Genomic DNA, 14,204 nt, shown 5'->3' with positions numbered 1-14,204 from the left:
TTGTGATGATCTTCTATTTAAGTCATTAAAAAAACACAGAGATCAATTTAAGGAGATCGATAAGGTTATGATTTTTGCGGATTATAATGATTATCACGGATTCATAAAATGGCTTAAAATTAGTGACATCGACGAAGATGTCATAATAGTTCCTAGAGGTAAATTGCCTTTCGAAGAGGAGAATAATTTTGAATCCTATTGTTTCGTGATTGATAAAGAAGGGTACATTACTTCAAAGTTTACTCCTAGTAGCATTTTCCCAAAATACATAGATCATTTTTTTCATATAATATAAGAGAGTATGCCACCAATAATTTACGATGTTTTACAAATACTGATCATTTGTTTAATAGTATCTTTTCCACTAAGAAAATATCTTATGTGGTACTTCAAGATTGAAGAAAAGCTCGCCAAGCAAAATGAAATCATATATGAGTTAAAAAAAATAAGCCAAAAGAATACATAAAAGTTTGCTAAATATGTAGGATCCAAAAAAATGCTTAATAGATACTATTATCTACGAATGTGTAAATAGTAGTAACGACGTTTAGGCAAACAGATTTTGGCAATCTATATTGATTCACATTTTTTTAGTATAACAAGTTGCGCTTCATTCTTGTCAAAATTGAAGCATATTATTTTGGTTAAATGATTTATATGTGCTTTAATTACCCTCTATATTACTATCGAGTTAAAGTTGTTTTAATAATTCGGTTATTGTCGTTAGTCACAATTACATTTTCATGTACAGGAGAACATGAAGGTGGCAATTCAGATGATGTAAATAGTTATGACGCGGTTAATTTAGTCGAACCACCAATCTCTGTGTCGACTATAGTAGTTGAAAAAACTCCATTTTATAGTGAACTAATCGCTAATGGCAAACTGATGGCTAATCAACGTGCAGACTTGCACTTTCAGGTATCTGGGATGATTACTTCAGTTTTGGTGAGTGAGGGGCAACAAGTATCGCGGGGACAGGTGCTCGCCCAACTGGATGATACTGAGCGGCGTATGGCTTATCAACAGTTAGTTCTAGACAATCAAAAAGCTAGCTTAGATTATGAAGACCACCTATTGCGGCTGGGCTATAGGTTGCAGGATACTGCCGGCTTAGATGTGGAAATAAAAAAAATGGCGCGTTTACGAAGTGGATTAACTGCGGTAGATATAGCTAAGGAAAAGAACCGGATGGAAATGGATAAATTGACACTGCGTGCACCATTTACCGGGCGTGTGGCTAACCTCAAAATACGCCCGCACAATATGAGCAATTCTGATGAAGGATGTACCATCTTAGGTACACAAAAATTATCCGTCGAATTTAAAGTACTCGAACAGGAGCTACAGCATGTTGGTAAAGGACGTATCGTTGAGGTCACTCCATTTAGTCTAACCGGTAAAAGCTATAGTGGAAAGATTGTGAGCAACAATCCCATGGTTGATGGTTCTGGAATGGTGACCGTGCATGCCGTTATAGCTAACAACGGGGATTTGCTGGACGGAATGACAGTAAATATCTCTACAAAACAACTGATAGGTACAATGCTTAGTGTACCTAAGGAAGCGGTGCTTGATCGGCAAGATCGTAAGGTTGTATTTACGGCGAATAGTGGTATTGCGAGGTGGAACTACGTGGAGATTGCTTATGAAAATAGTACCCACTATGCCATCCGATCCGGATTAAGCATTGGAGATTCGGTGGTGTATAGTGGGAATTTTAACTTGGCACACGATAAAAAGATACGTGTCGAGAACGACTGAGTGACGGATTATGAATCGTGAACCCGGGATACATTCTTTTTCTTCGTTTAGTGTACTGATTGTCTTTTTACTTTTATCGACGATCGGTGTACTTACCATACCTTTTCTTTCCATTCAGCTGTTTCCTAGTCACACACATGCTTCCTTGACTATTAGCACGCAGTTGCCTGGTGCATCTGTGGAAGTAACGGAATCTACGCTGACATCGCCGATCGAATCTGTTGTGTCTCGCCTTCGAGGAGTGGCCAATCTATCTTCAAGCACAGAAGCAGGCTACACTAGGATAAGAATAGAGTTGGATAAATTCACGGATGCGGAGATTTTCCGATTTGAAGTGGCCACACTGCTGCGTCAACTTTACCAAAAACTTCCGGCCCAGGCTGCCTTTCCATCGATACAACTCAATCAGCCTGATGAATCAAAAGGCACACAAGCGATCGTAGGATATGTCGTATATGGTCCCGGTTCAAAAACAGATATTACGGAAGTAGTAGAGCGATATATACGCCCAGTAATAGCAGATATCGCAGGCGTGTATAGATTCGATGTCTTTGGAGATCGAGCGAATGAACTGGCTATATATACCGATCCCCGTAAGATGCGTACCGCAAATATCACGATGGACGGTCTACAGAGGGAGTTAAGTAAAACCTTGCAGAATCGTGCTTTGGGTACGGGAAATTTTGTAGACGGCAAATATGCTATTTTTTTAAAAAGTACGGTAGAAGATGTAGAACACCTGAAGCAAGTTTCCGTCTCGAATAAAGAAGGCAGGATATTCCGATTGGAAGATCTGGCAGAGGTTACGATCAGCCAAGCACCTGCCTACTCGTATCACAGGATCAATGGACAAGATCTGGTCAATATGACTTTTTGGGCTGAGGAGCATGTCAATACCATTCGTTTGGCAGAAAGTATAAAAAATAAGCTGCAGGCAATCGAAGCGTCATTGCCATATGGCTATACATTGGATATGCAGTTTGACGGCACCTCACATATCAAAGAAGAGCTCTCTAAGATATTTTTGCGGACCGTACTATCCGTGGGGATATTATTGCTATTCGTTGTTTTGATTACTCGGAATCTGCGATATACGGTTATTGTCATCGCTTCACTCGCAGCCAATCTTGCTTTATCCTTTATTTTATATTTTATATTCGATATTACCATTCATTTGTATTCCCTAGCGGGGATTACGATTGCCATGGGACTGGTGATCGATAACGTGATTGTTATCGTGGAAGATATACGGCACACGGGTCGCAATAGAATATTTGCTGCTATATTAGCTTCTACACTGACTGCTTTTGGGGCGTTGTCCGTGGTCTTTTTTTTGGATGAAAGCCAACGTCTTCATTTAATTGATTTTGCATTGGCCATCATTATAAATCTGTTGGTATCCTTACCGATTGCTTATTTTTTGATTCCAGCATTGTTAGAGCAGCTACCCGTCACTATAAAACAGACGAAAATAATCTACCGCAGGAAAAGACGGTCAGTACGATTTTCTGCATTTTACCGACGACAACTTGAACTTATGCTCCGGTTTAGATGGCCGCTTGCCATGGTATTTGTCCTTTGTTTTGGATTGCCTTTTTTCTTATTGCCCAATAAGTTGGAGGAAGAAAAGGGGTGGTGGTCTAGCTGGTATAACGCTTCTATTGGCAGTGAATTTTATAATAAATATCTACGAGAACCCCTTAACACCTATTTGGGAGGCACGCTTCACTTTTATATCAACAGTAATAGTTCGAGGTCACATTTTGGGAACGGAGAAGCTGAAAAGCAGACCCAGCTATACGTGAATATCACTATGCCCAATGGTGCTACACTGATGCAAATGGATGAAATATGTCGTGACTTCGAGCGTGTTATTTCTCCTTATCAGTCCTATTTGGAAACATTTACAACGAATGTCGGCAGCGGCACAAATGCTCAAATACAGATCCTCTTTAATAAATCGGCGTCATCCAGAGAGGCATACCGATTAAAAGATGTGTTGGAGCGTGCGGCCATATTGTCCGGTGCAGCAGATTTTGCAGTTCAAGGAGTTGGACGCGGATTTAGTAATAATATAAACTTGGAACGCTTTGATTCGGCTATCCAATTAAAAGGGTACAACTATCAACAACTACAGCATATTGCGCTAGTAGTACGAGACAGCTTATTAAATTATAAAAGAGTAAACGATGTGTTACTCAGTTCGCATCGTGAATACGGGGGCAACGCGACATTTGAACATGTTGTCCGTTTTACCGCACCCGATTACCTCGCTATGCGCCAAGTTGCGAGATGGAATATTTCGAATACGCTGATGGACGGCCGCGGGTCTGGGCATAGCATGGGGAGAGTTGTCAATTCTGATGGTACTCCGCTTGATGTAAAAATCCATCCCGCAAGAGAACAGATGGCTGATGTCTGGTCTGTGATCCATCAGCCGCTGCAGGTAAACGACTCGACAGCTATTCGATTAGCGGGAATCACACAGAGGGACAGGGTACGCGTTGGATCCAATCTGATTCGGGAAAACCAAGAATATGTATTATATGTGAACTATCGGTTTATTGGTACCTATCAACTCAATCAGATTGTGAATGAACGTATCGTAAGGGCAGTATCTCTTGTCCTTCCTTACGGATATACCATCAAAGAAGCAGAATACGGGGCTTGGGGGCAGGATGGGTTCAACTATCTTTGGTTTATCCCCTTAGTACTCGGGATTATTTATATGATCTGTGCAGTTTTGCTGGAGTCTCTTTCACAGCCTATTGCCGTTATTCTGATGATTCCTTTCTCCTTTATCGGTGTATTTCTTGGATTTCATTTTTTAGGGCTTCCCTTTGATCAGGGAGGATATGCTGCATTACTCATGTTATCCGGCATTGTGACCAATGCAGCTTTGTATATTATCAATGATTACAATTACTTTAAGCATCAGGATAATGGTCGTAAAGGATCGATAGACCAATATATACGAGCCTTCAATACTAAGGCGATGCCGATTATGGTGACTACATCAGCCGCATTGCTAAGCCTATTGCCCTTTATGATTGCTGGAGAAGAGAAAGGATTTTGGTTTACATTATCAGCTGGAACAATCGGAGGGCTGCTCTTTTCATTAATTGGTGTCTACCTAGTGCTTCCAATCTGTTTGTTGAAAGCAACCCGTAGAAAACCTGTAAATAGTTAATATGGTAAGATTTTTAATTAAGCGACCGATTGCCGTCATAGTGAGCTTTTTTGCCTTGCTGCTGCTTGGAATAGTAGCGCACTTTAAGCTCCCGGTTTCCTTGTTGCCAGACATTGATATTCCACGAGTGCTTGTCAAGATCGATGCAGATGGAATGTCGGCGCAGGAAGCTGAGCATCGCGTAATAGCACCGATTCGAACGAGCTTGCTACAGCTAAAGGGACTGCAAGAAATAGAGAGCAGTAGTTCTGATGGTCGTGGTACCATAAAACTACTGTTTGATCGTAGCGAAGACATTGGTATGGCTTTTATTCAAGTCAACGAACGGATCGATATGGCGATGAGCAGTCTGCCAAAAGAACTTGAGCGTCCATTGGTCGCGAAGACGAGTATATCTGATATTCCGATTTTCCGAATCAATGTATTTCCTAAGATGGATAGGGGGGAAGCCTCCATGGCAGAGGTTAGTACTTTTGCACGTGAAGTAATAAGACGTCGGATAGAGCAGATACCAGAGGTGGCGATGGTGGACATTACCGGTTACACAAGTTCACAGGTGGAGCTACAGCCCAAAACAGGATACCTGGAATCTATTGGATTGACAAGTAATACGTTAATTCAAGCATTTCGCGAGAATAATATAAGTTTTGGGAATATTTTGGTGCGAGATGGTATTTTTAGGTATTATCTCCGCTTTACCGCAGAGCTACAGGATTTGCAGGCCATTCGGCAGATACCGTTATATATTGATGGTCGTCTTTTTAAGTTGTCGGATTTGGCCGATGTCAAATTGGTCCAGACCGAAGCCAAAGGATACTATCATGCGCAGGACAGACAGGCCATCAATTTGATGGTCATCAAGCAATCAGCGGCAAGAATAGATGATCTTAGACAAAATTTTGATCAATTATTAAGCCAGTTGCAGACTGATTATCCCGATATCCAATTTGAAATTACACAAGATCAATCCGCATTATTAGACTTCTCTATTGGAAACCTGCAACAGGACTTGCTGTTGGGAGGCATCTTAGCCTTTTTCTTTATGTTGGTGTTTATCCGGAAGCTTAAAATGGCACTATTGATTGGCGTCACTATTCCACTCTCTTTAGTTATTAGTCAACTAGGTTTCTTTCTCTTTGATGTGTCGATCAATGTGATATCGCTAGGTGGACTGATACTAGGACTCACTATGATAATCGATAGTTCTATTGTGGTGATGGATACGATATCCGGTCACCAAAATGAAGGGAAAGAGGTGGAAGACGCAGCGGTGGTGGGCACAAATGAGATCATCAGGCCATTGATCACGTCTGTACTTACCAATTGTGCGGTATTCATACCGTTAATATTTTTAGGAGGGCTTGCTGGAGCCATATTTTACGATCAAGCCCTGTCCATCGTGATTGGTGTCTTCTCTTCGTTAGCAGTTGCAATTGTAGCATTGCCACCGCTATTCGTACTTATGCATCGTAACAAGCAAAGCAATAAACGAAAGTCGATTGAAATACCTGTTATATTCAATGTCACGAACTTGTATGATAGATGTCTAAGGTGGTGCTTTAGATTTCCTGTTATTGTTACTATTGTGGTAATCGTTGTCTCTGTTTTGGGTGTATTTTTATTTGCCATTATTGACAAAAGCAGATTGCCCGAGATTACGCGTGATGATTTTGAGGTACATATCGACTGGAATGAGCATATCAATGCCAAGGAAGCAAGTCAGCGTGCCATGGAATTTATTAATCAGCTGCAAGAGCAGAGCGAGATTATTAATATCTGGAGTGGAGAACAACAATACTTGTTGCCGTTGATGGATGAGATGACAACCTCTCATAGCCACCTTTATATAAAAACGAATCGATCCAATCCGATATCGCTGCTTTCAAATACGATAACTAGCCTAGTACGACAAAAGTATCCCTCTGCGGTGGTAGATTTTTCTCCTTCAAGAAATGCTTTTGATGAAGTATTCTTCGATGATAAGGCTCCACTTGTTTTGAAAATCAGGGATGCGGAACGTAATGTAATGCCGCCTCTAGACTCTCTATCTATCGTGATCGATGAATTGATGAGATCGCTTCCAGAAGCGAATATCAAGCCAATTACCCAAAGCCAAAAGATGGACATAAAAGTGAATTATGCGAAAGCGATGGTGTATGGAATCAATCCTGATGATGTGGTTGCGAAAATTAGAAACGCATTTCAATATCAAAAAATTGCGGATTATCAATCTTTTAATCAACAAGTACCTATCGTACTTACTACTCCTAAAACTGAATCTGTGATAAATCTATTGCGTGAAAACTTTGTCAAGAATAAAGAGTCTGATGAGATCCCACTTTCTGCCTTTGTTGCTTTTTCTAAGAGTCATGATTATAGTAAGGTATACGGTGGTAAGTCGGGAGAATATTATCCTATTGAAATTCATTCACTCAATCCAGAACATGATCTCCGTGTAGTCAAGGAGGTGCTAAATAAATATTCTGATAGGATGGATGTCATCTATGATGGAGCTTATTTTGATAATCAAAAGCTCATCAGGGAAATGGGTCTTGTATTATTTGTGTCGGTATTACTACTGTATTTTATATTAGCCGCGCAGTTTGAATCACTGGTACAGCCATTATTTATTTTAGTCGAGCTACCTGTAGCGATGAGTGGTGCCCTGCTATTCTTGTATCTAGGGAATAACAGCCTAAATCTGATGTCTATGATCGGTATTATTGTGATGAGCGGTTTGATCATCAATGATTCTATTCTAAAAATCGATGCCATCAATCAATTAAGAAATCAAGGATATCCTTTGATGCATGCTATTTTTGAAGGCGGACATCGTCGATTACGCTCGATCGTGATGATTAGTTTAACGAGTATAGGAGCACTATTTCCCACATTATTAATGAATGATTTGGGCTCGGAATTACAAAAACCATTGACATTGTCGTTAATGGGCGGGATGATCATCGGGTTGTTTGTCAGTCTGTTTTTTGTTCCTATCGTGTATTGGGCCGTCTATAAATCAAAAGAAAACTAACGTATGAAAATTGTTACTACCTGCGCTTTAGTCGTATTGAGCTTTGCTTTGGTGCTCCAAAGTTTTGCGCAGGATAATCTGTTGACGCTTGAAAAAGCCATTCGTCTTGCACAAGAAAAATCCTACGCTTTTAAAGTAGCACAAAATCGTATGCAAGCGAGTTCTTGGCGCTTTATGAACTTTAAAGCTTCATTTTTACCATCATTGTATTTGGATGGCAATATTCCTGATTATTCGCGTGCAATATCGAGAATCACACTCCCCAGTGGAGAGGATATTTTTGTTAGTCAAAATCAGGCATACAGTTCATTGAATTTAGGTCTTCGACAGAATTTGGGTTTTACAGGAGGCACGATCTCTGCAAATACGTCGTTGAATAGGATTGATGTATTTGGGGATAATCGTCAGGTTACTTACGCTTCGACACCATTTGCTATCGAATATTTCCAAAACAACATAGGTTATAATGCTTTCAAATGGCAAAAAGAAATTGAGCCATTGCAATTAGAATCTGCCGAACGCCAGTTTTTAACAGATATGGAAAGTATCGCGGGTACAACAGTAGAATATTATTTTAATATGCTAGCCGCTCAATCTCGATTAAATTTGTCACGACAGAATCTGGCCAATGCAGATACTTTATATCGTATCACTCAGGATCGCTTCAAACTGGGGACCGTTGACAATAACGAAATTCTGCAATTGCGGCTTAATATTCTTGATTTTAGAAGACAGCTCACACAAGATAGTATTGATCTTGTACTAGAAACGCAGCAGTTTTCACGCTATCTATTGCTGGACGATAGGATCGTATTAGATGAGAACTTTTTCGTTGATTTCTTTACTATTAAGTATGAAGATGCCTTAACATTTGCTAAAGAGAATAGTCACAACGTAATGAAGTTTAGGCTGCAACGTCTTGAGGCAGAAAAACAGGTGATGGAAACCAAATCCTCTACAGGACTACGGTTCAATGTACGAGCAAATTTTGGGGTAGCCAGTACCGCTCCAAGACTTAGTAATTTGCTTACAGCTCTAGAGAACCAGCAACGTGTCGTCGTGGGTTTTTCTGTACCTATTTTAGACTGGGGGTATGCTAAAACACAGCGGCAGCAAGCAGAAAGTAACCTTGCTATGGTAGAAAGTGAAATCAAACAAGAACAGTTGACTCTGGAGCAAGAGATTACACTTCATACCGCTCGATGGGGACTACAACAACAACAGATGCAAATTGCGGAAGAAAGTCAACGTGTGGCTATTCAAAATTTTGAGCTTCAAAAAGATAGATTCCTTCGAGGGTCTGCTACGATAAATGACTTAAACATTGCCCAATCTCAAAAAGACCTGACAACTAATAACTACATCGCAGCGATAAGGAATTATTGGGTGTTATATTACACGATTAGAAGATATACGCTATACGATTTTGAAAAAGAGCGGTCACTGAAATATACGGAGCGTTAATTGTATGTGAAGCCTTACCCTTTTTGAAGAGGGTGTAAACTAAACTGTGTCAAGTATAGATTTTTTATATTAGACACATAACAATGGAAAAAGAGGGATTTGACTTTGAGCGCTTCAAAGAAGAAGCAATGAAAAGCCTGTATGAAGGCAAGAAAATGGGTGGTACTGATGGTGTTTTTGCTCCAATGCTGAAACACCTTCTTGAAAGTATGCTTGAAGGTGAGCTGAATCACCATCTACAAGAAAATAAAGCATCTGGCGAGCTCAATCGTAAAAACGGGAAGACCAAAAAGACGGTACGAAGCCTTCAGTCTGGTCATTTTGAACTGGAGAGTGGCCGTGATCGAAACGGCACTTTTGAGCCTAAGATAATTCCCAAGCGCCAGTTAATCATTACTGATGAACTGGAAGGAAACGTGATTGCCATGTATGCTAGAGGCATGAGCACACGAGATATTTCGGGCTATGTGAAAGAAATGTATGCGATGGACATATCTGCTACGGAAATATCCAACATCACCGACAAGGTCATTCCTGCGATGAACGAATGGCGCAATCGCCCACTTGAATCAGTATATCCCTTTGTTTTTCTGGACTGCATGCATTATAAAGTTAAAGACAACGGCAGTGTTCAAACCCGTGCAGTATACAATATACTTGGGGTAAATCGGGACGGACGAAAAGACCTAATCGGTATTTATCTTTCAGAAAATGAGGGTGCGAAGTTCTGGCTTTCGGTACTGACCGATCTGAAGCAGCGGGGCGTAGAGGATATCCTAGTTGCCTGCATCGACGGCTTAAAGGGTTTTCCCGATGCTATCGAAGCGGTATATCCCAAAACCCAGATCCAACTTTGCATAGTTCATCAGATACGTTCAAGTCTTCGATATGTCCCGGAAAAGGATAAAAAGGCTGTTGTTGCAGATTTAAAACCTATCTATCAGGCCATCAATCAGGATCAAGGCTACGAAAAGCTCTTAGAATTTGATGAAAAATGGGGCAAGAAGTATCCACTTTCGGTAAAGGGGTGGTTGGATAATTGGGGGAATCTTTCTACTTATTTTGAGTATTCACCCGAGATTCGAAGAGCTATTTATACGACAAATGCTATCGAGGCAATGCACCGGCAGGTTAGAAAAATCACGAAAACGAAGGGAGCATTCACCTCGGATCAGGCACTGTTAAAACTAGTTTATCTCACCATTAAGGATATATCCAAGAAATGGACTATGCCTATTCGAAACTGGGGTTTGACAATGCAACAATTACATATTAAATTTGGAGATAGAATTAAGGCCTTCGGCAACTCTTTTTAGGGTTCGCACTCGAGGCTTTCAGCCTCTGAGCACGAACCCTAAAAAGAGTGACGTGACACAGTTCGCTTTACACTCCCTTTTTGAAGCCTTACCAAAACAGGTAAGGCTACCAAAACAGGTAAGGCTACCTATGCATCTGATTGTTTCAGTAGCATAGCTAGCTAGGGTAAGATTACAGAGGCTTGTCGTTGCCTCTTCTTTGAAGCGGTCAAAATCAAATTTCTCGTTATCCATGTGCTGTGTCCAATATAAAAACTCTTTATCTGACACAGTTTAGTTTAAATCCTCACACTAAGCCCCAATCTTATGACCGTCCTAGTGTATCTAACGAATCACTAATGTCGCTTTCATTTAATAATTCTTTTTTGAATACAACTTTTCCATTAGTATCTATTATGATGAAGGTTGGGGTAGTTTGTAACCCATATCTGATCTTCATTGAGCTATGATCAGTCTTGAAATCGCTAATCCAAAAATAATTGTTGCTGTATTCATCTTTAGAAGCTATCAACTCAGAAATATTTTCTGATAAATCATCAAAGATAACTATTTTCAAATTTGATTCTAAATGCTTTTCACTTAAAGAAGAGATGAGATCTCTACCTGCTTCGCCCATACAGTTAAGGCCTCCATATATGATCAATAAATTAGAATTTAGTAAACTGGAAAAACGAATTGTATCGCCTAAAATATTTACAGCATCGAAATCAAAAAATCTATCTCCAACTTGAATCTGCTTATGTTTTAAGTGATATTTTAGACTTTCAATATATGCAATATTCTCCTCTATCGCAGGAACTGAATCAATAATTCGGCGTAAAGATTCTTTTTGGATGTTTAGCCTAGAAGTAAATAATCTATTTGCACCATCTGGTAGATGATAATATTTTAAAGCTATATCAGCAACGTTATTTTTATATGCTTGAAGAATAATATCTGCACTATCCTTATAATGTTCATTAGAACCGACTTTTTGGTTCGCAATTTTTGTATTCAATTGCTGCATCTTCTCCGAGAAATCCATCCAAACTTCCTTATTTACCTTTTCAAAGCTGATTGAATCTTGGTTTTGCGCAAAGACAGAATTTGTGCATAATTGCCAAAGCATTACAAGATTTACAATATATCTTACATTTAAATGAAGCATTAAATATATTTTCATTCCTAGATTTTTTAATATATTACAGTTTAAAATTTATTAAAAGTGTATTAACATATAAATAAAAACAATTATGATATATGTGGAAGAAACAGGTAAGGCTACCACTAAAGTAACAATAGATAATTTGTTATGTAATTTAAATTGTAATAATTAGCAACAAATAGTGCATCAACTTCCCCATGATCATTCACAACGCAAAATGCATTATCAACGTAATCTACGTCGAAATTTCCCTCGAGAAAAACTAGTTTTATTTTGGAATTTATATTGTTATTTTCCTTATATCTATCATATGTTTTATCATTGATAATTGCAATGACCGAATATTTCTCAAACACGTTTGAAAATTGGGAATCATTTAGGTTTGACAAAATTTTGTCAAAGCAATCATTACATCCGCCGTTTTTTCGAAAAACCATTAAATAGCGATTGTCTGATGATAATGTAACTTTATGTCGAACGCCATCGATTCTTTCAAAGAAACTAAGTGCGTTTATTTCCTTGCTAAGGGTCTTTTTATTTTCCCTATCATAGTTTTTTAAAAGCAATGATTCAAGATAAAAACATTTACCTTCTAAATCATTAATAGATTTGTTCGAAGATTCTATTATATATGTGTAATTCTTAAAATTTTCTTTATTTCTGTAATTAAGATATGATATGATTATCGTTGAAACAATCAGTATAATTATGATAGATATGTCAAATTTCATTTTTCAATTGTTTAAAATTGATAAATGTTAAAATAGGATTGTCACCATTTTGGATATTTTCAAGTTTTACTAATTCTTTGCTATCAACACCGGAATCATTTATTGTTTTAATGAACATCTCTTTATTTTTAAAAGAAACGTCTATAGCGCTTATAAAACCTTTGTCACATAAACCATATATGTTATTATTTAATGGCATCTTAGAAGAGATTTTTTCGGCAAGAGATGTTGAGTTGGACTTTCGATCATGAAGAACGCTAGTAAGATTATCATCTCGAACTATACCAAAATAAAAAAAATTCTCATTTTGATATATCTGGATTATGTCTTGTATATATTTAAATTTTTTCAACCTGTTATCCGTTTGCCTTAACACAGTATATAGTACTCCCTTTTTGCTGGACAGCAATAGTTCAAACTTAAGTTTATTTACGACACTTTTTTATTATTTTGATAGAATACCTGATTTGGGGTAAAATGGTCCATAGACTGATGTCTTCTTTCCGTATTGTAAAATTCGACATACCGTTTCACACCTTGGAATAACTCCATGCCACCGTTAGGTGGGTTCAAATAAATGTATTCCTGCTTCAATGACCTCCAGAACCTTTCGATAAACACGTTGTCCAGCGCTCTTCCTTTTCCATCCATTGATATACTCACACGATTATCCTTGAGGACTTTGGTAAAGATCGGACTGGTAAATTGTGAACCCTGATCGGTATTGAATACTTCAGGAGTGCCGTGCTCTGCTATTGTTTCCAACAGCACATCCCTGCACCATTCCACCGTCATGGTATTAGAGATACTCCACCCCACAATCTTTCGACTATACACATCTATAATGGCGAACATATACATGAAGCCTCTAAACATAGGAATATAAGTGATGTCGGCCTGCCAAACTTGGCTTGGCCGCTCTATCTTTAAGCCTTTGAGTAAGTACGGGTATTTGTAATGTGTTGCATTTGCTTTACTTAGGTTCTTCTTTGGGTAAATGGTCCGAAGGCTCATTAGCCGATATAAACGCCGTACGCGCTTGGCATTTATACGATACCCTAGATCTTTGTTGAGATACGCAGTCATCCGTTCCACACCGTAAAATGGACAGTCCAGAAACTTGCGGTCAATTAGCTTCATGATGGACTGATTCAACAAGGATTCACCTTTAGGCTTGAAATAATAGAAGCTACGCTGAAGATTCAGCAGCTTACACTGCCCCACAATACTTAGCGGTTTATATCCTGGGGAAACAAGTCCGCGCCTTTCAATCATGCTCATTTCCCCAATACCTTTTTTAAGAAATCAACTTGGATCTGAAGTTCACCAATCTTGGAATAAAGTTCTTTCTCTTTAGACTCTTCTTTCTGTGTAGGTTTCTCTGAACCGAACACCGTGTCAGCTTTCTCCAGAAATTCCCGTTTCCAAGCGGTGATCTGTGTGGGATGAAGGCTGTATTTGGAAGCAAGTTCCTGCATGGTACTAACTTCTTTAAGGGCTTCTAAGACTACTTTGGTCTTGAAAACCGGACTGAATTTTCTACGCTCTTTTTTCATTTTCA

The 14,204-nt window shown here is 39.0% G+C and carries 10 protein-coding genes; 5 read left to right on the top strand and 5 right to left on the bottom strand.

The window, feature by feature from the left end:
- Window positions 1-825 precede the first annotated feature (825 nt).
- From AC3IRT_RS08745 to AC3IRT_RS08725, 5 genes are all read left to right on the top strand, one after another.
- The gene (locus tag AC3IRT_RS08745; protein ID WP_489395996.1) at window positions 826-1,764 is read left to right on the top strand and encodes an efflux RND transporter periplasmic adaptor subunit; all 939 of its coding nucleotides are present in this window, start codon (window positions 826-828) and stop codon (window positions 1,762-1,764) included.
- A gap of 10 nt (window positions 1,765-1,774) precedes the next feature.
- Window positions 1,775-4,954, top strand: a complete 3,180-nt coding sequence (locus AC3IRT_RS08740) for an efflux RND transporter permease subunit (RefSeq protein WP_489395995.1) — start codon at window positions 1,775-1,777, stop codon at window positions 4,952-4,954.
- Between the two features lies 1 nt (window position 4,955).
- Window positions 4,956-7,988, top strand: a complete 3,033-nt coding sequence (locus AC3IRT_RS08735) for an efflux RND transporter permease subunit (protein ID WP_489395994.1) — start codon at window positions 4,956-4,958, stop codon at window positions 7,986-7,988.
- A gap of 3 nt (window positions 7,989-7,991) precedes the next feature.
- Window positions 7,992-9,452, top strand: a complete 1,461-nt coding sequence (locus AC3IRT_RS08730) for a TolC family protein (protein ID WP_489395993.1) — start codon at window positions 7,992-7,994, stop codon at window positions 9,450-9,452.
- Window positions 9,453-9,535: 83 nt separating this feature from the next.
- Window positions 9,536-10,768, top strand: a complete 1,233-nt coding sequence (locus AC3IRT_RS08725; RefSeq protein WP_489393422.1) for an IS256 family transposase — start codon at window positions 9,536-9,538, stop codon at window positions 10,766-10,768.
- A gap of 304 nt (window positions 10,769-11,072) precedes the next feature.
- On the opposite strand, the gene AC3IRT_RS08720 is transcribed toward AC3IRT_RS08725, so the two are convergent.
- The 5 genes from AC3IRT_RS08720 to AC3IRT_RS08700 form a co-directional block, all read right to left on the bottom strand.
- A complete protein-coding gene (locus tag AC3IRT_RS08720; protein ID WP_489395992.1) occupies window positions 11,073-11,930 on the bottom strand; it encodes a peroxiredoxin family protein in 858 nt (285 codons plus the stop codon).
- Between the two features lie 104 nt (window positions 11,931-12,034).
- Window positions 12,035-12,643 (bottom strand): hypothetical protein, encoded by a 609-nt coding sequence (locus AC3IRT_RS08715; protein ID WP_489395991.1) that lies wholly within the window; start codon window positions 12,641-12,643, stop codon window positions 12,035-12,037.
- On the bottom strand, window positions 12,633-12,842 hold the full coding sequence (locus tag AC3IRT_RS08710; protein ID WP_489395990.1) for a hypothetical protein: 210 nt from the start codon (window positions 12,840-12,842) through the stop codon (window positions 12,633-12,635). Before AC3IRT_RS08710 ends, AC3IRT_RS08715 begins: the two co-directional genes overlap by 11 nt.
- A 230-nt stretch (window positions 12,843-13,072) precedes the next feature.
- The gene (locus AC3IRT_RS08705) at window positions 13,073-13,924 is read right to left on the bottom strand and encodes an IS3 family transposase (RefSeq protein ID WP_489393126.1); all 852 of its coding nucleotides are present in this window, start codon (window positions 13,922-13,924) and stop codon (window positions 13,073-13,075) included.
- Complete coding sequence (locus AC3IRT_RS08700; protein WP_489393147.1) at window positions 13,921-14,199, bottom strand: transposase; 279 nt, start codon at window positions 14,197-14,199, stop codon at window positions 13,921-13,923. The genes AC3IRT_RS08705 and AC3IRT_RS08700 overlap by 4 nt, the downstream gene beginning before the upstream one ends.
- Window positions 14,200-14,204 lie beyond the last annotated feature (5 nt).

The organism is Sphingobacterium sp. KH_072, from assembly GCF_057837975.1.
Note: the sequence above shows the minus strand (reverse complement) of the source record. Positions and strands in the feature narration are given on the sequence as shown.